This is a genomic window from Mycobacterium sp. NGS34, from assembly GCF_059812845.1.
Map to the genome: position 1 here is coordinate 917115 of NZ_JCALDM010000001.1, position 19762 is coordinate 936876.

Annotated in this window: 17 protein-coding genes, 2 pseudogenes and 1 riboswitch; of the genes and pseudogenes, 7 read left to right on the top strand and 12 right to left on the bottom strand. The window is 70.6% G+C overall.

Going from position 1 to position 19762, the window contains the following annotated elements:
• Nucleotides 1-30 precede the first annotated feature (30 nt).
• Nucleotides 31-1488, top strand: a complete 1458-nt coding sequence (locus AC5Y7V_RS04440) for a neutral zinc metallopeptidase (RefSeq protein WP_499878807.1) — start codon at nt 31-33, stop codon at nt 1486-1488.
• 2 nt (nt 1489-1490) lie between these two features.
• Here the strand turns inward: AC5Y7V_RS04440 and AC5Y7V_RS04445 are convergent, their stop codons facing one another.
• From AC5Y7V_RS04445 to thiC, 6 genes are all read right to left on the bottom strand, one after another.
• Complete coding sequence (locus AC5Y7V_RS04445) at nt 1491-2360, bottom strand: LLM class F420-dependent oxidoreductase (protein ID WP_499878808.1); 870 nt, start codon at nt 2358-2360, stop codon at nt 1491-1493.
• A 20-nt stretch (nt 2361-2380) separates the two neighbouring features.
• On the bottom strand, nt 2381-2815 hold the full coding sequence (locus AC5Y7V_RS04450) for a MarR family transcriptional regulator (RefSeq protein WP_499878809.1): 435 nt from the start codon (nt 2813-2815) through the stop codon (nt 2381-2383).
• A gap of 55 nt (nt 2816-2870) precedes the next feature.
• A complete protein-coding gene (locus AC5Y7V_RS04455) occupies nt 2871-3095 on the bottom strand; it encodes a hypothetical protein (protein ID WP_499878810.1) in 225 nt (74 codons plus the stop codon).
• Between the two features lie 9 nt (nt 3096-3104).
• Nucleotides 3105-3728: an alpha/beta hydrolase family protein gene (locus tag AC5Y7V_RS04460; protein WP_499878811.1), complete on the bottom strand. Its 624-nt coding sequence runs from the start codon at nt 3726-3728 to the stop codon at nt 3105-3107.
• Nucleotides 3725-4561, bottom strand: coding sequence for a bifunctional hydroxymethylpyrimidine kinase/phosphomethylpyrimidine kinase (thiD, locus tag AC5Y7V_RS04465; RefSeq protein ID WP_499878812.1), 837 nt, complete (start codon nt 4559-4561; stop codon nt 3725-3727). The genes AC5Y7V_RS04460 and thiD overlap by 4 nt, the downstream gene beginning before the upstream one ends.
• Nucleotides 4558-6174: a phosphomethylpyrimidine synthase ThiC gene (thiC, locus tag AC5Y7V_RS04470; RefSeq protein WP_499878813.1), complete on the bottom strand. Its 1617-nt coding sequence runs from the start codon at nt 6172-6174 to the stop codon at nt 4558-4560. The genes thiD and thiC overlap by 4 nt, the downstream gene beginning before the upstream one ends.
• Nucleotides 6166-6276, bottom strand: a riboswitch (TPP riboswitch). (Overlaps the previous gene by 9 nt.)
• Before the next feature lie 107 nt (nt 6277-6383).
• Here thiC and AC5Y7V_RS04475 point away from each other — a divergent pair.
• The 3 genes from AC5Y7V_RS04475 (at nt 6384) to AC5Y7V_RS04485 (ending at nt 11292) form a co-directional block, all read left to right on the top strand.
• Nucleotides 6384-7025: a PAS and ANTAR domain-containing protein gene (locus tag AC5Y7V_RS04475; protein ID WP_499878925.1), complete on the top strand. Its 642-nt coding sequence runs from the start codon at nt 6384-6386 to the stop codon at nt 7023-7025.
• Between the two features lie 101 nt (nt 7026-7126).
• Nucleotides 7127-7489: an STAS domain-containing protein gene (locus AC5Y7V_RS04480; RefSeq protein WP_499878926.1), complete on the top strand. Its 363-nt coding sequence runs from the start codon at nt 7127-7129 to the stop codon at nt 7487-7489.
• Nucleotides 7486-11292 (top strand): SpoIIE family protein phosphatase, encoded by a 3807-nt coding sequence (locus AC5Y7V_RS04485; RefSeq protein ID WP_499878814.1) that lies wholly within the window; start codon nt 7486-7488, stop codon nt 11290-11292. The genes AC5Y7V_RS04480 and AC5Y7V_RS04485 overlap by 4 nt, the downstream gene beginning before the upstream one ends.
• A 10-nt stretch (nt 11293-11302) precedes the next feature.
• Here AC5Y7V_RS04485 and AC5Y7V_RS04490 read toward each other — a convergent pair whose 3' ends face one another.
• Nucleotides 11303-11578: a hypothetical protein gene (locus tag AC5Y7V_RS04490; RefSeq protein WP_499878815.1), complete on the bottom strand. Its 276-nt coding sequence runs from the start codon at nt 11576-11578 to the stop codon at nt 11303-11305.
• A gap of 63 nt (nt 11579-11641) precedes the next feature.
• Here AC5Y7V_RS04490 and AC5Y7V_RS04495 point away from each other — a divergent pair, with 63 nt between their 5' ends.
• Complete coding sequence (locus tag AC5Y7V_RS04495) at nt 11642-11938, top strand: Rv1535 domain-containing protein (RefSeq protein WP_499878927.1); 297 nt, start codon at nt 11642-11644, stop codon at nt 11936-11938.
• Here AC5Y7V_RS04495 and AC5Y7V_RS04500 read toward each other — a convergent pair.
• The 5 genes and pseudogenes from AC5Y7V_RS04500 to AC5Y7V_RS04520 all read right to left on the bottom strand — a co-directional run.
• Nucleotides 11904-15452: pseudogene (locus AC5Y7V_RS04500) on the bottom strand (cation-translocating P-type ATPase); the annotation flags it as partial. The gene AC5Y7V_RS04495 and the pseudogene AC5Y7V_RS04500 overlap by 35 nt on opposite strands.
• 643 nt (nt 15453-16095) lie before the next feature.
• Complete coding sequence (locus AC5Y7V_RS04505) at nt 16096-16536, bottom strand: hypothetical protein (protein ID WP_499878816.1); 441 nt, start codon at nt 16534-16536, stop codon at nt 16096-16098.
• A 177-nt stretch (nt 16537-16713) separates the two neighbouring features.
• On the bottom strand, nt 16714-17520 hold the full coding sequence (locus AC5Y7V_RS04510) for an exodeoxyribonuclease III (protein WP_499878928.1): 807 nt from the start codon (nt 17518-17520) through the stop codon (nt 16714-16716).
• A gap of 47 nt (nt 17521-17567) precedes the next feature.
• Nucleotides 17568-18143: pseudogene (locus tag AC5Y7V_RS04515) on the bottom strand (GNAT family N-acetyltransferase, cg3035/Rv0428c family); the annotation flags it as partial.
• The gene (locus tag AC5Y7V_RS04520; RefSeq protein WP_499878817.1) at nt 18143-18736 is read right to left on the bottom strand and encodes a peptide deformylase; all 594 of its coding nucleotides are present in this window, start codon (nt 18734-18736) and stop codon (nt 18143-18145) included. The gene AC5Y7V_RS04520 and the pseudogene AC5Y7V_RS04515, both read right to left, overlap by 1 nt.
• A 205-nt stretch (nt 18737-18941) precedes the next feature.
• On the opposite strand from AC5Y7V_RS04520, the gene napA reads away from it, so the two are divergent.
• On the top strand, nt 18942-19250 hold the full coding sequence (gene napA / locus AC5Y7V_RS04525) for a nucleoid-associated protein NapA (protein WP_066931013.1): 309 nt from the start codon (nt 18942-18944) through the stop codon (nt 19248-19250).
• Nucleotides 19251-19269: 19 nt separating this feature from the next.
• Complete coding sequence (locus AC5Y7V_RS04530; protein ID WP_499878818.1) at nt 19270-19743, top strand: LytR C-terminal domain-containing protein; 474 nt, start codon at nt 19270-19272, stop codon at nt 19741-19743.
• Nucleotides 19744-19762: the final 19 nt, after the last annotated feature.

Consider the following 19762-nt stretch of genomic DNA (forward strand, 5'->3'; position numbering starts at 1 on the left):
CCTGCAGCCCGGTCGGGATAGAGGTCTTTCATGAGTGTGCGCGGGCGGGTTCGACGTCTGAAGGCGGCAATCGCCTGCGCGGGGGCGGTGCTCGTGGTGGCGGGCTGCACCACGTTCACCGACGGGCGGGCCCTGTCCATGCTCAACGACCCCTTCCGGGTGGGCGGCCTGCCCGCGACCAGCGGCCCCAGCGGAATCCGCGCCAACGCGCCGGAACCCACCGGCACGGTGGTCAACACCGACAACGGGCCGATCGACAAGCTGTCCCTGCTCTCGATCAACGACATCGAGGACTACTGGAAGTCGGTGTACAGCGAATCGCTGAAGGGGACGTTCATCCCGGTCGCCAAGATGGTGTCCTACGACTCCGACAATCCGAACAGCCCCATCGTTTGCCACAGCGAGACCTACAAGCTCGTCAACGCCTTTTTCACGTCGCGCTGCAACCTCATCGCCTGGGACCGCGGCGTGTTCATGGCCATCGCGCAACGCTATTTCGGTGACATGTCCGTGAACGGCGTGTTGGCGCACGAATTCGGCCACGCATTGCAGCAGATGGCGAAATTGGTGACCAGAACGGACCCGACCATCGTCCGCGAACAGCAGGCCGATTGCTTCGCGGGCGTGTATCTGTTCTGGGTGGCCGACGGCAAGTCGCCGCGCTTCACGCTCAGCACCGCCGACGGGCTCGACCACGTGCTGGCCGGGATCATCACCACCCGCGACCCGGTCCTGGACGCCGACACCACCAACGACGACGAACACGGGTCGGCCCTGGACCGGATCAGCGCCTTCCAGATGGGCTTCATCAACGGTGCCTCGGCGTGCGCGGCGATCAACAAGCAGGAAATCGCCCAGCGCCGCGGCGACCTGCCGACCGCCCTACGGACCGACTCCAGCGGCGATCCCGAGACCGGCGAGGTCCCGATCAACGAGGACACGTTGTCCACGCTGATGGAGCTGCTGGGAAAGATCTTCTCCCCCAAGAGCCCGCCGACGCTGTCCTACAAGCCGGCCGATTGCCCCGACGCCAAGGCCAGCCCGCCGGCGTCGTACTGTCCGGCGACCAACACCATCGTGATCGACCTGCCGGGGCTGGCGAAGGCGGGCAAGGTCGCCGCCGAGAACGAGCACACCCTGCCGCAGGGCGACGACACCGCGCTGTCGATGGTGATGTCGAGGTACGCGCTGGCGGTGCAACACGAACGCGGCCTGCCGATGCAGAGCCCGTGGACCGCGCTGCGCACCGCGTGCCTGACCGGCGTGGTGCATCGCAAGATGGCCGAACCCATCGAGCTGCCGTCCCAGAAGCAGCTGGTGCTGACGGCCGGCGATCTCGACGAGGCCGTCTCCGGCCTGCTGATCAACCACCTGGTCGCCAGTGACGCCGACGGCACCAGCGTGCCGGCCGGCTTCACCCGGATCGCGGCGTTCCGCGGCGGCGTGGCCGGCAACATGGACGCCTGCTACTCGCGCTATCCGGGCTAGTATCAGGCGATTTCGGCGATCCGGGGAATCACCTCGTCGCCGAGCCGGCGGATGAAGCCGACCGGGTCGGGGTTGCCGGGCACGGGACCGGTGTTGATCATCTCGAACCCGAGCGAGGCATAACGCTCGACCGCCTTCAGGTACGCGTCGGTGTCGGTGAACGGATCGTCGAAAAAGCCGACGGTCTTGCGGATCTCGCCGGGATCGCGGCCCACCGCGTCGCAGTGCCGGTTCAGCACGCCGAGCTTGTGCTTCAGCGCCTCGACGTCGGTCGTCGTGCTGTTCCAGACGTCGGCGTATTGGGCGACCATCCGCAGCGTCTTCTTCTCGCCGTCGCCGCCGATCAGGATCGGCGGCCGCCGAATCGGTTGCGGCACACAGATCGTCTCGGCCAGCCGGTAGTGCGCGCCGCTGTAGGGCCCGTCGTTGTCGCTCCACATCTGCAGGCAGATCTGCAGCGTCTCTTCCAGCATCTCGAACCGCGCGCCGAGCGGCGGATACGGAACGCCGAGGCCGGCGTGTTCGCGGTCGTACCACGCCGCGCCGAGGCCCAGCATGGACCGGCCCGCCGACAGCACGTCCAGCGTCGTCACCGTCTTGGCCAGCAGGCCCGGGTAGCGGTAGGTGACCCCGGTGACCAGCAGGGTTAGGTCGATGGTCGTGGTCTGCCCGGCCAGGAACCCCAGCGACGTATAGCCCTCGAGAAACGGATCCTCTGCTCGCCCAACGGCTTCCATCTGAAAGAAGTGGTCGGCCAGGGTGAACAGCGTTGCCCCGCCCTGCTCGGCGGCCCTGGCCGCGTCGGCCAGCGTCGGGCCCAGCTTCGCCGGATCCCCCGGCAGGAAGTCGATGAAGTGAACGCCCAATTCCATTGCGGTTTCCCCTCGTCTCGTCAGTCGGTCAGTCGCTCGAGCAGTGACAGCGCGTCGAGGATGACGCGGCGCTCCCGCTCGGAATACCGCTCCTGGATGGCGCGCGCCAGCCATTCCTCGCGCAACCGACGGTCGCTCTCGGCGCGCCGGCGGCCCTTGACGGTTAACGAAACCACCTGGCGGCGGCCGTCTTCGGGATCGGGCGTGCGGTCGACGAGCCCGCGCTGCTCGAGCGCGGCCACGATCGTGGCCATCGACTGCGGTCGCACCCGTTCGGCGCCGGCCAGCGCGCTGGCCGACGACGCTCCCTCTTTCCAGAGCCGGGTGAGCACCGCGGTCTGGGACGGCGTGAGGTCCTCGTCGACCCCCACACTCCGCAGCCGGCGCCGCAGCCGGCTGAACAGCACCCGCAGATCGCGGGCGGCCGCCACGGCCGAGTCGCTGATGCCGTCCATGACCCAACCATAAATTAGACAGTCAAAACTGTCCAGTTGTAACTGGCTAAATCAGTCACGTCATGCAGACGTTGGCGAAGATCAGGACCGGCCACGACACGATCGATCCCAGGAAGGACACCGCCAGGTCGACGCCCTGCATCTGATGCAGATGCTCGGTGTGGGTCGTCGACCAGATGGTCCCCACCAACAGGTAGGGGGTGCCGAGGATGAGCCCGATCGCCATCAGCTGGGCGATGCTCAGCCGGTATTCGAGCACTCGGCGAAGTTTCTCCAACATGGTTCGAGATTATGGCAATCGAACCAGCCGCAGCGCGGCCTCGACCGCGAGCGCGGGCACGTCGAGGGTCTTGGAGCGCAGGTCGTGGCGCGCGCCGGTGATCTCGACGACCTCGGTCGGCGCGGCGATCAGCGCGGCGGCGTCGCGCAGTTCGTCGGGCGTGCCGAACGGGTCGGATGTCCCGTGGGTGAAGACGGTGGGCACCCGGATGTTCCGAAGGTGCTCGGTGCGCGTGCGCTCCGGCTTGCCCGGGGGGTGAACCGGATACGAGAACAGCGTCAGGACGTCCACCGCGGCCTCGCCGGCCGCCGCCACCATGGACGTCTGCCGGCCGCCGTAGGAATGCCCGCCGGCGATCAGCGGGCCGCCGGAAAGGCCGCGGCACAACGTGATCGCCTCGACGATGCCCTCGCGGTCGCCGGCCGCCGAACCGGACGGCGGGCCCTTGGGCCGGCGGCGGCGGTACGGCAGGTTGTAGCGCACCGCGAGCCAGCCGCGCCGGGCCCATTCGTCGCAAACCTGTTGCAGTAAAAGCGATTCGCGGTCGCCGCCGGCTCCGTGCGTCAGCACCACGACACCAGTCGGTGATCCGTCGGGTTCATGCGCGACGCCCGCGATCCCGTCGAGGTTCATGTGCCCTCCGACAGCCTGAACAGGGGCGAGACGGGGCCGTGGCCACCGCCCAGCGGATAGGACGCGCGCAGGGATTCGGTGACCCAGCGCTTACCGAACCCGACCGCGTCGGGCACGGTGAAGCCGTGCGCCAGCGCGCACGCGACCGCGGCCGCGAGCGTGTCGCCGCCGCCGTGGTCGTTGCCGGTGGGCAGCCGCGGCGAGTCGAACTCGTGGAAGTCGGCGCCGTCATAGAGCAGGTCGCAGCTGCGCTCCGATGAGCGCAGGTGGCCGCCCTTGACCAGCACCCAGCGCGGGCCCAGCGCGTGCAGCGCCTTGGCCGCCGCGCGCTGCGACGCGGCGTCGGTCACCTCGATGTCCACCAGCAGCCGCACCTCGTCGAGGTTCGGTGTCACCAGCGTCGCGAGCGGAAACAATTGGCCGCGCAGCGAATCCAGGGCTGAGGACGCCATAAGCGCGTCGCCGTGCATGGACGCGCACACCGGGTCGACGACGAGCGGCACCGTCAACCCGAGGCGGCGCCAGGTGGCGGCCACCGCCGCGATGATGCCCGACGACGCGAGCATCCCGGTCTTGGCCGCCTGGATGCCGATGTCGGTGACCACGGCCTCGATCTGGCCGGCGACGACGTCGTCGGGAACCTCGTGAAAGCTATTGACCCCCAACGTGTTCTGCACGGTGACCGCGGTGACCGCAACGCAGGCGTGCACGCCCAGCAGCGCCATGGTGCGCATGTCGGCCTGGATGCCCGCGCCGCCGCCGGAGTCCGAGCCGGCGATGGTCAGCACGCGGAACGGCGTGGTGCCGGGCGGCGGCACCGGCAGATAATTCACTGGGTGATCGGCAGATACACCCGATTGCCGTGCTCGGCGAACTCCTGCGACTTTTCCGCCATGGCGGCCTCGATCGCCTCCTCGCTGTCGAGGCCGTGCGCGGCCGCGTAGTCGCGGACATCCTGGGTGATGCGCATCGAGCAGAACTTCGGCCCGCACATCGAGCAGAAGTGCGCGGTCTTGGCGGGCTCGGCCGGCAGCGTCTCGTCGTGGAATTCCCGCGCGGTGTCGGGATCCAGCGACAGCGCGAACTGGTCGTTCCAGCGGAACTCGAAACGCGCTGTGCTCAAAGCGTTGTCGCGCTCCTGGGCGCGGGGGTGCCCCTTGGCCAGGTCCGCCGAGTGGGCGGCGATCTTGTAGGCGATCACGCCGTCCTTGACGTCCTTGCGGTCCGGCAGGCCCAGGTGCTCCTTGGGCGTCACGTAGCACAGCATCGCGGTGCCGGCCTGGGCGATGATCGCCGCGCCGATCGCCGAGGTGATGTGGTCGTAGGCCGGCGCGATGTCGGTGGCCAGCGGGCCCAGCGTGTAGAACGGGGCCTCCTCGCACAGCTCCTCTTCCAGCCGCACGTTCTCGACGATCTTGTGCATCGGGACGTGGCCGGGGCCCTCGATCATCACCTGCGCGCCATGGGCTTTCGCGATCTTGGTCAGCTCGCCCAGGGTGCGTAGCTCGGCGAACTGGGCGGCGTCGTTGGCGTCGGCGATCGAGCCCGGCCGCAGCCCGTCGCCGAGCGAGAAGGTGACGTCGTAGCGCGCGAAGATGTCGCACAGCTCGGCAAAGTTGGTGTACAGGAACGATTCCTGGTGATGGGCCAGGCACCAGGCCGCCATGATCGACCCGCCGCGGGACACGATGCCGGTGACGCGCTTGGCGGTCAGCGGCACATACCGCAGCAGCACGCCGGCGTGCACGGTCATGTAGTCCACGCCCTGCTCGCACTGCTCGATCACGGTGTCGCGGTAGATCTCCCAGGTGAGTTCGGTCGGATCGCCGTTGACCTTCTCCAGCGCCTGGTAGATCGGCACCGTGCCCACCGGCACCGGCGAATTGCGCAGGATCCACTCGCGGGTCTCGTGAATGTTCTTGCCGGTGGACAGGTCCATGATGGTGTCGGCGCCCCAGCGGGTGGCCCACACCATCTTGTCGACCTCCTCGGCGATCGACGACGTCACCGCCGAATTGCCGATGTTGGCGTTGACCTTGACCGCGAACGCCTTGCCGATGATCATCGGCTCGATCTCGGGGTGGTTGTGGTTGGCGGGGATCACCGCGCGGCCCCGGGCGACCTCGTCGCGCACCAGCTCGGCGGGCATGCCCTCGCGGGCCGCGATGAACGCCATCTCGGCCGTGATCTCCCCGGCGCGGGCCCGCTGCAGCTGGGTGCCGCGGTCGCGCACCACGCCGGGCCGCGCCGGCAGCCCGGCCGTCAGGTCGATCGCCACGTCGGGATCGGTGTAGGGCCCGGACGTGTCGTAGAGGTCGAAGTGGTCGCCGGTGGACAGGTTGACCCGGCGGAAGGGCACCCGCGCGCCGCCGTCGATCTCGCGGTAGGCCTTGCTGCTGCCCCAGATGGGTCCGGTGGTGACGGACGGTTCGATAGTGGTGGTCATTTTTCGTCTCCCTACGCCGGCATTACCCGGTCAGGTTCGTACGGTCGACGGCCCCGAGCCGTCCTCTCAGCGCACTCGGCGTGCGCTCCCGCGTCTGATGGATTGGTCCGTCCGCGACGTTACCCCCTGAGCGGTAGCCGCGAGTACCCACCTGGTGGGAGGATGCAAACGTGCAACCCGCCGAGAGCCCGACGCAGCCGACCGGTGCAATCGAGGCCGCGACCAGGTACCTGAACGTCGGCGCCTTCCGCTTCTGGTTCGTCGGTCAGCGCTGGGAGTGGTCCGACGAAGTGGCCAGGATGCACGGCTACGAACCCGGCCAGGTGGTGCCGACGACCGAACTGCTGCTGTCGCACAAGCATCCCGACGACCGGGCCCACGTCCAGGACCTGCTGGACTACGCCCTGCGGTCCGAGGAGTCGTTTTCCAGCCGCCACCGCTTCCTCGACACCGCGGGCAACGTGCACGACGCGATCGTGGTCGCCGACCGCATGCTGAACGACTCCGGCGCCGTGGTGGGCACGGCCGGGTATTACATCGACCTCACCGACACCTTCGACGAGGCGCGCCAGGAAGTGCTCGACGAGGCGCTGCCGGACCTGTTCGAGAACCGCGCGGCCATCGAACAGGCCAAGGGCGTGCTGATGTACGTGTACCGCGTCAGCGCCGAGCAGGCCTTCCGCGTGCTGCAGTGGCGCTCGCAGGAGACCAATGTGAAGCTGCGCTCGCTGGCAAAGCAATTGCTCACCGAGGTCCCGACGCTGCCCGCCCCCAGCGCCGCCACCCAAAGCCAGTTCGACCATTTGCTGCTGACGGTGCACGAACGCATTCCGCCGGAGACTTCCGGGTAATCGCTAGGCTTCGAAACACTCTTTCCTGGGCATGCTGCTGATTCGGGACGTCGCAGCGACGCCCAGGGAAGGTCGTCGGCTTGCTCGAGGTGGTGAAAGGCATGGAGTTGTTGGCGGTTGACCACGAGGCCCGGGAGGACGCTGTACTCGTTCGCGTGAAAGGCGATGTCGATTCCAGCACCGTCGACCAGCTCACCCCCCATCTGGTCGCCGCGCTGCAGGTGGCCGCGAAGCACCCGGCCCGATTGGTGATCGTCGACCTGCAACCGGTGACCTTCTTCGGAAGCGCGGCGTTGAACGCGGTTCTCGATTGCCACGAGGGCGGGAAGGAAGCCGGCACGTCGGTGCGACTGGTGGCCGACAACGACCAGGTGCTGCGGCCGATCCAGGTCACCGAGCTCGATCGCATCCTCGAGGTTTACCCGACGCTTTCCGACGCGCTGCAACGCGAACGCCGGCAATGAACCCGCTGCCGGCCGACCTCGCGGCCGCGGTCGCCCTGGGCGGCGAGATGGGCCGCCGGTTTGCCGAGTTCGATTGGGCCGCACACCCTTTGGGGTCGCCGCAGGGGTGGCCTTCCGAGTTCCGCGCGGCGACGGTGACGGCGCTGACGTCGCGGTTCCCGATCGTGCTGTGGCTGGGGGCGCAGGATCTGTTTCTGGTTTACAACGACGCGTACATCTCGGCGCTGTCCGACAAGCACCCGTCCGCGCTGGGCCGGCCCGGCCGCGAAGTGTGGTGGGACATCTGGGAACCGATCAGCCCCATGCTGGAAAGCGTCGTCGCGACGGGCAAGGCCACCTGGTCCGACGACCTGCTGCTGACGATGGTGGTGGAGGGTCGGCGGCTGGATCGGTATTTCACCTTCACGTACGGCCCGTTGATCGGCGACGGCGGCGACGTCTCCGGGATTTTCTGCGCGGTGAACGAAACGACCGAGCGGGTGTTGGGGGAGCGGCGCCTGCACCTGCTCAACGAAGTGGCATCCGCCGCCATGGGCACCCAGAGCATCGACGACGCCGTGAGCGCGGCCGCCGCGGTGTGCGCGGCACAGCCCGCCGACGTGCCGTTCATGGCCGCCTACGGCGCGGGTGCGGACGGCGAGCTCGCCCTGCGGGGCGCGACGCCGTCGGTGCTGCCGGTCCTGCCGCGATCGCTTCGGGCGCTGACCGATTCGGGGTCGAAGTCGGAGATCGGCGACGTCGCGGCGGCCGTTCCCGGAATCGAGGCGATTCTCGGCGGCGACTGTCCGGAGCGGGCGCTGGTGTTGCCGCTGGGCGAGGGCGCCGGCGCCGGGGCGCTGGTGGTCGGGGTCAATCCGCGCTGCCCGCTCGACGACCAGTACCGCGGCTTCTGCCAGCTGCTGGCCGACCAGCTGTCGGCGACATTCGCGCGGATCAACTCCTACGAACAGCAGCGGCTGCGGGCCGACGCGCTCGCCGAGTTGGACCGCGCCAAGACGGCGTTTTTGACGAACGTCAGCCACGAATTCCGCACGCCGCTAACGCTTTTGCTGGGCCCGCTGGAGGACGCGCTAGCCGATGCGCCACCCCAGAGCACGCTGGAGGATCGGTTGACCACGGCGGCGCGCAACACGCGGCGCCTGCAGCGCCTGGTCGACTCGTTGCTCGATTTCTCCCGCATCGAGGCGGGCCGGGCGAACGCGAAACTGGTGTGCACCGACGTCGGCGCGCTCACCGAGCACATCGCGTCGTCGTTCGTCGAGCTGTGCCAGCGGGCGGGCCTGGACCTCGTATTGGACTGCGGCCCCGCGCTTGCCGACGTCGACCCGGGCATGTGGGAAACCATCGTGCTCAACCTGCTTTCCAACGCCGTCAAGTACACGTTGCGCGGCTCGATCACGGTCGAGGTGCGCGCCGAGCCCGCGGATTGCCGAATCACATTGCGGGACACCGGTGTCGGGATCGGCCCGGAGGACCTGGACCGCCTGTTCGAGCGCTTCTACCGGGCCGACAACATGCGCGGCCGCAGCGTGGAGGGCGCCGGCATCGGGCTGTCGCTGGTGCGCGGCCTCGTCGAGCTGCAACGCGGAACGGTGGAGATCGAGAGCGAGCCGGATCGCGGAACCATGGTCACCATCCGGCTGCCGCGGTCGGTCGCGGGCGCGCCGGTCGAGCCGTTGCCCGACGGGACGCCGGACCCGGGCAACCCGTACGTGGCCGATGCGCGGCAGTGGCTGACGGCCGTCGCGGACCCGGCGGCGTCGCCCGCCGCGCCCGACGGGCCGCGCCAATTGGTGCTTGTCGCCGACGACAACGCCGACATGCGGGCCCACCTAGAACGCGTGCTATCACCCCATTGGCAAACGGTTTTGGTCGCCGACGGGCAGTCGGCGCTGGCCGCGGCGCGGGAGCTGCGCCCGGACGCGATCGTGACCGACATCATGATGCCGGGCCTCAGCGGCTTCGACCTGGTGGCGGCGATTCGGGCGGATCCGGCGCTGGCGGCCACGCCGGTCCTGATGCTCTCGGCGCGGGCCGGCGCGGAGGCCGTCGACGAGGGCTTCGCCGGTGGGGCCGACGACTACCTGCCCAAGCCGTTCCGGTCGCAGGAGCTGGTCGACCGGGTGGCGTCGCGGTTGTCCGCGGTCGCCCGCGAGCGTGACCGTATGCGGCGCGAGGCGCCGCTCGACCTGGCGCCGCTCGACTCCGCGCTGCAGGCGACCGACTCGGTGGCCGGGATTTTGCGCGCGCTGATCGACGCGGGCCCCGGTCCGGCGGATGCCGCGGCCGTGACGATCGGGTTGTTCGACGGCGAGCGCCACGTCCGGTTCGAGTACGACGGCGACGTGCCCGCCGAGGTCCGCGACCGCTACCACGTCGCCGCGCTCGACGCCCCGCTGGTCGGGGTCGACGTGGTGAACACCGGAGAGCCGATGGTCGTCGCCGACACCTTCGACCTGCCCCCGCGCTACGAGCACGCGGTGCGCGACACGGCGGCAAGCGTCCGCGCGTGCGTCGCTCATCCGTTGCGGGACAACGGCGGTCGCGTCATCGGCGTGCTGGCGCTGCTGTGGCCGGCGCCGCGCCAGTTCGACGCGGCCGAACTCGACACGTTCCACCGGATGGCGGTGCTCACCCAGTCGGCGGTGGACCGGGTGCGCGTCATGGCGCGCGAGCACCGGATCGCCGTCGACTTCCAGGAGCACCTGCTCGACCTGGATCGCGGCTCGACCGCGGCCGTCGTGGCGGCCGTCTACCAGCCGGCCGGGGAGGCGATGCGCGTCGGCGGCGACTGGTACTCGGTCACCCCGCTGGGCCGCGCCGGCCAGATCGGCATATCGGTCGGCGACGTCGTCGGGCACGGCCTGGCCGCCGCGATCGTGATGAGCAGGCTGCGCGCCGCGGTGGCGGCCTCGGCGCTCAGCGCGGCCGAGCCGGCCGCGGTGCTGGGCGCGCTGGACCGCTACGCCGCCAGCGTCACGGGCGCCCGCTGCGCGACGGTGGCCTACGCCCTGGTCGATGTCGGCGCGGGCGGCGCCACCGTCAGCTACAGCTGCGCCGGGCACCCGTACCCGTTGCTCGTTCCCCCCGACGGTGATCCGGTCTACCTCGAGTCGGGCCGGCGGCCGCCGGTGGCCGTTGCGGACAGTGGCTCGGACTCCGCCCACGACGCCGCGACGGCCGAGCTGGCGCCGGGCAGCCTGATCCTGCTCTATACCGACGGGCTCATCGAGCGCGCCGGGGAGACGCTCGACGACGGGTTCGCCCGTCTGAAGGCAGCGGCCGCCCTATGCGCCGATCTGCCGGTCGAATCGGTGTGTGCCGAGCTGCTGGCGCGGATGACCCCGCCGGCGGGCTATCACGACGACGTGGTGGTGCTCGCCCTGCGCCCGAGCCACACCGGCGCGCGCAGCTTCGCCACCGTGCTGCCGGCGGTGCCGGCGCAGATCCCCGTCGCGCGCCGCCAGCTGCGGGGGTGGCTGGACAGCATCGCCACGGTGCCGCGCCGCGAGGAGGACATCCTGCTGGCGACCGGGGAGGCGGTCACCAACGCGATCGAACACGGCAGCCGCTGCGAGCCGCGCCGGACGGTGTCCGTCGAGGCCTTCGCGCACGGGGAGACCGTCGTGATCACCGTCAGCGACTCCGGGAGTTGGGTCGGCGATTCGTCCGCCAGCCTGCGCAGCCGCCGGCGCGGGCGCGGGCTCACCCTGATCGGTGGGCTGGCCGACCGCGTCGCGACCGTCCGCACCCCGGGAGGCACCCGGGTCACGCTGGAATTCGAGCACGCGGTGGCCGACTAGACGTGGCCGGCTAGACCTCTTCCATGGCCTCGCCGAGCTCCTCGAGGAGCCGGTTGTGGTGGTTGCTCGCCAGCACGTGGCCGGCGGCGATGACCAGCGCGACCGGCCAGTCGATGAGTTCAAACGCCGCCAGGGCGGCCAGGCCGCCGTAGTAGGCCAGCTGCTCCGGGCGCGGGATTTCCACCTGGCCCACCACCGGCACGTTCACCACGAACGTTTCGCCCTCGCGGATCTTCTCCACGGCGTCGCGCTGCGAGGTCCCCTTGCGCGATTTCTTTTCGGCCATGATTCGCCTTTCGGTAACGAAGGGTTTGCCGCCCCGCCGGGTACTCGGACCAACGTCGGACTTATGTCGACGACCGACTCCGTGTCCGACCCCCTGGTTTCGTCGATCGCTTTGGTGCTGAAGGTGCCCCTGGTGGAACTCTATGCGCTGCTGTGGCGGGTCGGGGTGGTCGAGATTCGGCAGTCCGATCGGCCGGCTCGGCGTTCGTCGAGTCAGGTCCTGGTGGCAGCGTGTGCGGCGTGCCCCAACCGTCCGAAACCCGGTTCAGAACGGCTATCGCGACGGTCGCCCCGGCGGCTGCCCCCAGAGCCTGTCCCCAGCCGATCGGACCAAGCGGTGTGCAGCCGAGCAACTGGCTGACCACCGGGATGCTGATCAGCGTTCCCATCGCGCCGAGCGAGCCCACCGCCGTCAGCACCACCAGCGGGGCGTGAGAATCCAGCAGCGTCTGGCCCAGCTCCGCGCCGACTAGCGCGACCAGCGCCACCGTCGAGGCCCGCTGCGGGCGCCCGGTGACGCTGGCCATCGCCCACGCCACCGTCGTCGCCGCCGCCGTCGTGACGCCGCGGATGGCCACGGCGCGCCACAGCGCGGGCTGGTCGGGGCCTCGAACGCCCGGGTCGATCGGGGTGCTCGGCTCGCTGACCGCCAGGGCGGCGGCCGGCAGCGCGTCGGTCATCATGTTCACCAGCAGCAGTTGCCGGGTGTTCAGCGGCGACGTGCCGGTGATCGCGGCACCGATGACGGCGAACAGCACCTCGCCGGCGTTGCCGCCGAGCAGCACGGACACCGCCGCCTGCACCCGCTGCCAGAGCTGGCGCCCCTCCTCGATGGCCTGCACCAGCGCCTCGATGCGGGCGTCCACCAGCACCACGTCGGCCGCCATGTGGGCCGGGTCGCTGCCCCCAGACACGACGCCGATGCCGACGGTGGCGGCCCGGATGGCGGCCGCGTCATTCGAGCCGTCGCCGACCATCGCGCACAGCACGCCCGCACCCTCCAGCGTCTGGACGACCTGCACCTTGTTCTCGGGCGTCATCCGCGCGAAGATCACCCGCTCGGTCACGACCCGCTCCTGGTCCTTGCGCGACAGCGCGTCCCACTCGGAGCCGCTGATGACCTGCTCGTCGGTCACCGACAGGCCCAGCTCCCGGGCGATGGCCAGCGCGGTGATGGGGTGGTCGCCTGTGATCAGCTTCACGCCGACCCCCTGCCGGCGCAGGTTCGCGAGGAGGCCGACCGCCTCGGGGCGCGGCGTGTCGGACAGGCCGAGGAATCCCGTGAGTGTCAGGCCGTCGCGGCAGAAGTCCGCGATGTCGTCCGGGTCGTCCCGGATCGCCTCGGCCTGTTGCGCCGTCAGCCGGCGCTGCGCCACCGCGATCACCCGCAGGCCGCCGGCGGCCAGTTCGCCGACCGCTTTCTGGATCTTCGGGCCGGTGTTCTCGCAGGCGGCCAGCACCACTTCGGGCGCGCCCTTGACGGTCAGCTCCGTGCCGGTGACCGAGGCCGAGAACGACCGACCGGAGCGGAAGGGCAGGTGCGCGTCCGCCTCCCCGCTGGGGGCCGAGCCGTCGAGCGAACGCAGCGCCGCCTCGACGATGGCCGCGTCGGTGGCGTGCGCCTGCGGGCTGCCGTTGGCGGCCGGGGCGGCGTGCGCGGCGTGGCGCAGCACCTCCTCGGGGGAGTGGCCCGGCGCCGGGCGGACCTCCGCCACCCGCAGGCGGTTCTCGCTGAGGGTTCCGGTCTTGTCGAAGCAGACGACGTCGATGCGGCCCAGCGCCTCGACCGAGCGCGGAACGCGGACCAGCGCGCCGTACTTGGTCAGCCGCCGCGCCGACGCCGACTGCGCCAGCGTCGCCACCAGCGGCATCCCTTCGGGGACCGCGGCGACGGCGATGGCGATGCCGCTGGCCACCGCCTGGCGCAGGCCGGTTCCGCGCAGCAGCCCCAGCCCGCCGACCAGCGCGCCGCCGGTGACGCTGACGGGGAACGCCCGGTTGGTGAGCTGGCTGAGCTGGTGCTGCAGGCCGATGTCGGACGAGGTGTCGCCGGACACCAGTTCGGCGGCGCGGCGCTCCTGGGTGTCGGCCCCGACCGCGGTCACCACGGCGACCGCGGTGCCCGCGACGACGGTGGTCCCGGCGTAGAGCATGCAGCGGCGCTCGGCGAGCTCGGCGCCCGGCGTGGCGTCGACCTGCTTCTCCACCGACAGCGACTCGCCGGTCAGCGTCGACTCATCGACCTCGACGTCGACCTCCTCGAGAATCCGGGCGTCGGCGGGCACCACCTCGTGCGTCCGGATTTCGATGACGTCGCCGGGCCGCAATTCCGCCGCGATGACGTCGGTGTATGTGCGCTCGCCGTCCGGGCCCGTGTCGACCCGGCGGGCCGGCGGGATCTGCTGCGCGAGCAGGCGGTCGAGGCGGTTCTCGGCGCGCAGCCGCTGGCTGGCCGCCAGGATCGAGTTGCCGGTCAGGACCGAAAACACCAGGACGGCGTCGACGGGCGACCCGAGCACCGCGCTGGCGGCGGACCCGAGCGCCAGCACCGGGGTCAGCGGGTCGGTCAGCTCGGCGCGGACGGCCTTGAGGAGCTGCCAGACCGGGTTGGGCGGGGCCGGGGCAGGCCCCGCGGGCGAGGCGTCCGCCTCCGACGGGGGCGGTGGCAGGGCCTTGCGCACCTGCTCGACCGACATCGCGTGCCATTCGTGAACGGCCGCCGGCCGCGGCGCGTCCGCGGTCATGATGCCGCGCGCCAGCAGGTAGCCGGACAGCGCGCCCGCCGCCGCGCCAGTGGTGACCGGGCCGGGCCCGAGGCCGCGGACGCCCGGGATCATCAGCAGCGATCCCATGGCCGTCGCACCGGCCGAAATCCCGACCCCGCGCTGGGTGGCGGCCTTGGCGGCCGGAAGCGCGTGCAGGACCCGCCAGGCGGCCGCCAGGTCGGGCAGCAGGAGGTCCGCGCACCAGGGCGGCGCCCCGGCGCCGGGCCGCGGCAGCACGCCCAGCGCCACGTCCGCGGACGAAAGCGCTTGTGCGCCAGCCGATGACAGCACGGCGACCGTGTGACCCGCCCGTTGCAGCTCGGCGACTGCGCGGGCGAGGGCGTCGTCGATCGAGCCGTGGCCGAGCGGGGTGATCTCGTCGAAGGCGGGCCGCAGCTCGCCCAGCGAATCGACGTCGACCGACACCAGGTCCGCCCCGGTGCGATGCGCCTCGGCGACCACGGCGGACGCCAACGGGTCGTGCGACGGGCGGAAAAGCGCCTCGACCGCCGCGTGTGGCTCGCTGGCCGACATCCCGGGCACCCGGTGCCAGCCCGGCCGCTGGCCGTTGTTCTGCAGCACCAGCTGGGCGCGGTTCCACGCCGCGGACAGCTCGCGCTCGTCGGCGCCGCGGATGCGCGCCACCCGCATGCCGCTGGTGCACAACACCCGGGGGTCGATGACGATCGCGTCGACGCGGTCGAGGCGGCGCAGCGCGTCCGGCCGCAGCGACAGGACGGCGTGCCGGTCGGCCAGGCCGCGTCCCAGGGCGGCGGCGAACGCCTCCGGGGTGGTGCGGCTGGCCTTGGGGGCCGTCACCAGCACGGCGGTGGCGGTCATGTTCGGGTTGCGGGTGGTGACGGCGACCAGCCCGGCGCCGAGCGCCTGGACGAGCGCGAAGCGGCCCGCGCTGCGTTCCACCACCCGCGCCCGCGGCGGCCGCGGCGACGACGCGTCGGTGGGCGGTTGGTCGGCGTGGCGAGCCAGCTCGGGTTCGTGCCGGCGCCAGGCCCGGGCCTCGGCGCGGCATTCAGCGGCCTTCATCGATTGCATCAGCAGACCCACCGACAGCGAAGCCGGTGCGAGGGTGACGGTTTCGGCGGCCGCCATGGCCAGCGTCAGCACGGTGTCCGTCGCGGGCCCGCCGATGCGGTCTTCGATCAGGCGCCGCAACCAGGGCTGGTAGTCGATCGCCACGATGGGCGCCTGGACGCCGATCGGCAACCGCGGCCAGTGCAGCGCGCGCCCGGCCAGCGCGATGCCGAGCCCGGCCGCGTTGGCGGCCACCGTCACGGCCCGCGTCGCCGCCACCACGCCGTCGCCCGGCAAAGCCGTTGCGGGCGCCTTGTTGGTTGAGCGGCAACGCTTTTCGGCGTCGTCGACGACGCGGCACAGGTCACGCAGCGAGGCGTCCGGATCGCCGAGGGTGACGACGACGCGCGACAGGGGATGGTTCAGGCTCACCGACGTGACGCCGGGGTGGTCGCGCAGGCCGTCGAGCACGGCCCGGCCCAGCGCATCCGAGCTCGCGTCCTCGAGGCCGCGCACCTCGATCCAGGCGCGGTCCGGGCCGCGCCAACAGCGCCGGCTCAGCGTTTCGGCGGGAAGGTCGCCGGTGAGCGCCCTGGCGCCCTCGCGCAGCGGAATCGCCGCGATGTGAAGCGCCTCTTGTGCCAGTCCGGTGAGAGCCCGCAGCGGCGTCGATCGTGGTAACGACGTGACAATGCTCAAGGGCTCCCCGGACGATTCTTAGTTAGTTGGTGCTGCGCAATGCGGCGGAACCGGCCCGACGCCCGGCCGTCTTCTTGGCCGCGGGTTTGCTGGCGGCCTTTTGCGGCACCGCCTTTTTCGACGGCTCGGACGGGACCGGCTTGAGGTTCGCCTTCGGCGCCGCGCCGTTGCCGGGCTTGCGATTCATCCTGTGCAACAGGAGCGCCCCGCCCCCGACGGCCAGCAGCACCGGCCACTCGACCAGGCCGGCGACGCCGATCGCGCCGAGCGCCAGCGCGGCCGCCGGCGTCGAGTGACTGCCGCTGCTGATCCCGCGCTTCACGCCCTCAGCGGCTCCCGTGACACCGCCGACGATTCCGTTGACCGCGGCGCCACCCACGGCGCCCGCGGCCGCCGTGGTCGCGTCGGCCGCGCGACCCACCGTTTTGCCCACGCTGCGTACTGCCCCACCGACGACACCCATGATCACTCCCTGGTATCTCATCGCTCTCACTGGGAACCGCGTGGCAACCCGTGTACCCGTTGAACGCGAGGTTAACAGCAACAACGAAATTGTTCTCTGCATCTATAAGGCGAAAGCCTGCCACGTTACAAACGCGCGTACAACGAGCAACTTCTTAAAACCGGGCTCACATGGATCTTAAACCTGGCTCACATCGATCAGCACCGGCGCGTGGTCGCTCGGGGCCTTGCCCTTGCGTTCGTCGCGGACGATCTGCGCGCCGGTCACACGGGCGGCCAGCGCCGGCGATGCGAGGATGAAATCGATGCGCATGCCCCGATTCTTCGGGAACCGCAGCTGGGTGTAGTCCCAGTAGGTGTAGACGGCCGGGCCCGGCGTGAAAGGCCTTACCACGTCGGTGAATTGCGCGTCGACGATCGCGTCGAACGCGCGGCGCTCCGGCTCGGAGACGTGGGTGGCGCCGGCATAGAATTCGGTGCTCCACACGTCCTCGTCCGTCGGGGCGATGTTCCAGTCCCCGACCAGCGCGATCGGTGCCGCGGGGTCGTCGCGCAGCCAACCTTGCGCCGCATCCCGCAGCGCGGCAAGCCAATTCAGCTTGTAGGTGTAATGCGGGTCGCCGACGGCGCGGCCGTTGGGCACGTACAGGCTCCACACCCGCACCCCGCCGCAGGTGGCGCCCAGCGCGCGGGCCTCCGCCGTGGCGGCGACCTCCGGTTTGGACGTCCAGGTGGGCTGGCCGTCGAAGCCGATCGCGACGTCGTCGAGGCCGACGCGCGAGGCGATGGCCACGCCGTTCCACTGGTTGAAGCCGGCGTGCGCGACCTCGTAGCCGAGTTCGAAGAACGGCAGGCTGGGGAACTGTCCGTCGGCGCACTTGGTTTCCTGCATGGCGAGCACGTCAACGTCGGCGCGGGCCAGCCAGTCGAGGACGCGGTCCAGGCGCGTGCGAATCGAATTCACGTTCCAGGTGGCCAGCCGCACCGTCCCGTCGGGCATGGCTAGACGGTATCGATCGCGCGGACGTAGCGGCGGCGGTGGTGCAGCCGGAAGCCGAGGGACGCGGCGAGCGCGACGTTGTCGGCGTCGTCGTCGCCGACCAGCAGCACCTCGCCGGAGAGGTCGCGCACGAGGACCTGCTCGGGGCGTTCGCTGCGCACCCCGGGCGGGAGCCTCAGCAGGCGGTCGGGGATGGCCAGCCAGGGTTCGAGGTTTCGCTCCCGGTACCAGTCGATGATCGCGGGGACGGCGCTCAATTGAGCCGAGATATCAAGCGGCACAGCCGAATTGGTGGATAACCCGGCCCCCGGCTCGGCGCGCAGCAGCCAGCCCTCCACCCAAGCGCTTTCGGCGCCGGGCCAGGCCGCGGCGGCCGCGTGCTCGAGCGCCCGGATGTCGGAGGTGCGCACGGGCGCGTCGGTCAGCGCCCGCAGCGCGACGACGTCGGCGGGCGCGAACTGCACCACCGCGCCCGTTTTCGTGCGCACCCGCACCAGCGGGTCGACGGCCAGCAGGTGGCCGACGGCGTCGGTCAGCGGCGGGACCGATCCGGCGGGGAGCCGGTAGCGAACCGTCACCCGCGTTCCCAGGTCCGGCCACGAGACCATCAGTGACCGAACGGGTCCGGCCCCTCGCCCGGCAGCCACGACAGCCCGGGAACGCCCCAGCCGTGTGACTTCACGGCCCGTTTCGCGGCGCGCGCGTGCCGGCCGATGAGGTGATCCAGGTACAGGAAGCCGTCCAGGTGGCCGGTTTCGTGCTGCAGCATCCGCGCGAACAGCCCGGTGCCCTCGATGGTGATCGGGCTGCCGTCGGCGTCGAGGCCGGTCACCCGCGCCCACTTCGCCCGGCCGGTGGGGAACGACTCGCCGGGGACCGACAGGCAGCCCTCGTCGTCGTCGCCTGGGTCGGGCATGGTTTCGGGGATCTCGGAGGTTTCCAGCACCGGGTTGATGACGACGCCGCGGCGGCGGTCGGTCAGGCCGCGGTCCTCGGAGCAGTCGTAGACGAACAGCCGCAGGCCGTAGCCGATCTGGTTGGCGGCGAGCCCGACGCCGTGCGCGGCGTCCATGGTGTCGTACATCGTGGCGATCAGCTCGGGCAGGTCGGCCGGCAGCGAACCGTCGGCGCCGACGGCCACCGGCGTCGTCGGGGCGTGCAGGACGGGATCTCCGACGATGCGTATGGGTACGACTGCCATGATCGGCTAGCTTATTCGGGGCGACGATGCACGCCGGGGGGAGCCGGGCAATCACAGCCAATCGGCCGACTCGCGGGTCTGGATTACGGCTTGAGGGTTCGCGGCGTGGTTCAATATTCGCGCGCAACATGCCCTTGAAACGCCTATGTAAGTCATGTCATTCGAGCACGTTGAGAATCGCCGGAAGGGTCCAGGGGAAGCGGATATGGACAGCGCCATGGCGCGGGCAAATCGATCGGGGGACGACGCTGAAATCGCCGATGGCCTCACCCGTCGCGAACACGACATCCTGGCGTTCGAGCGCCAGTGGTGGAAGTACGCCGGGGTAAAAGAGGACGCCATCAAGGAGCTGTTCTCGATGTCGGCGACGCGGTACTACCAGGTGCTCAACGCGCTGGTCGATCGGCCCGAGGCGCTGGCCGCCGACCCGATGCTGGTGAAACGGCTGCGGCGGCTGCGCGCGAGCCGGCAGAAGGCGCGGGCCGCCCGCCGACTCGGCTTCGAGGTGACCTGACTCGCTACAGTGGGGCTCGATGAAAGAGCGTGTGCCCGACTCCACGGGCCTTCCCCTTCGGGCCATGGTGATGGTGCTGTTGTTCCTTGGCGTCATCTTCCTGCTGCTCGGGTGGCAGGCGCTCAGTTCCTCCGGCAAGTCCGATGACGAGTCGTCGTCGGCGGCATCCAGCGTCACCAGCACCGCCACCACGTCGGCCGCGACCAGCAGCGCCCCCGCGAACCAGGCCGAGGTGCACATCTACAACATCTCGTCCAAAGAGGGCGTCGCCGCAAAGACCAAGGATCAGCTGACGGCCGCCGGGTTCAAGGTGACCGACGTCGGAAACCTGACGATCCCCGACGTCACCGCCACGACGGTGTACTTCACCGACGCCGAGGGCGAGCACGCCACCGCGGACGCGGTGGGCCAGAAGCTGGGAGCGCCCGTCCAGCCGCGGATTCCGGCGCTCAAGGACCAGCCGCCCGGCGTCATCGTCCTGGTGACGGGCTGAGGACCGCTGCTCGGAGATT

Bases quoted from the DNA above. Each gene is read 5' to 3' on its own strand.
- AC5Y7V_RS04485 (WP_499878814.1), top strand. From the start codon at position 7,486: ATGAACCCGCTGCCGGCCGACCTCGCGGCCGCGGTCGCCCTGGGCGGC.
- AC5Y7V_RS04530 (WP_499878818.1), top strand. From the start codon at position 19,270: ATGAAAGAGCGTGTGCCCGACTCCACGGGCCTTCCCCTTCGGGCCATG.
- thiC (WP_499878813.1), bottom strand. From the start codon at position 6,174: ATGACCACCACTATCGAACCGTCCGTCACCACCGGACCCATCTGGGGC.
- AC5Y7V_RS04445 (WP_499878808.1), bottom strand. From the start codon at position 2,360: ATGGAATTGGGCGTTCACTTCATCGACTTCCTGCCGGGGGATCCGGCG.
- AC5Y7V_RS04455 (WP_499878810.1), bottom strand. From the start codon at position 3,095: ATGTTGGAGAAACTTCGCCGAGTGCTCGAATACCGGCTGAGCATCGCC.
- AC5Y7V_RS04480 (WP_499878926.1), top strand. From the start codon at position 7,127: ATGGAGTTGTTGGCGGTTGACCACGAGGCCCGGGAGGACGCTGTACTC.
- napA (WP_066931013.1), top strand. From the start codon at position 18,942: ATGGACAGCGCCATGGCGCGGGCAAATCGATCGGGGGACGACGCTGAA.
- AC5Y7V_RS04460 (WP_499878811.1), bottom strand. From the start codon at position 3,728: ATGAACCTCGACGGGATCGCGGGCGTCGCGCATGAACCCGACGGATCA.
- AC5Y7V_RS04440 (WP_499878807.1), top strand. From the start codon at position 31: ATGAGTGTGCGCGGGCGGGTTCGACGTCTGAAGGCGGCAATCGCCTGC.
- AC5Y7V_RS04495 (WP_499878927.1), top strand. From the start codon at position 11,642: ATGTCGACGACCGACTCCGTGTCCGACCCCCTGGTTTCGTCGATCGCT.
- AC5Y7V_RS04505 (WP_499878816.1), bottom strand. From the start codon at position 16,536: ATGGGTGTCGTCGGTGGGGCAGTACGCAGCGTGGGCAAAACGGTGGGT.
- AC5Y7V_RS04490 (WP_499878815.1), bottom strand. From the start codon at position 11,578: ATGGCCGAAAAGAAATCGCGCAAGGGGACCTCGCAGCGCGACGCCGTG.
- AC5Y7V_RS04450 (WP_499878809.1), bottom strand. From the start codon at position 2,815: ATGGACGGCATCAGCGACTCGGCCGTGGCGGCCGCCCGCGATCTGCGG.
- AC5Y7V_RS04520 (WP_499878817.1), bottom strand. From the start codon at position 18,736: ATGGCAGTCGTACCCATACGCATCGTCGGAGATCCCGTCCTGCACGCC.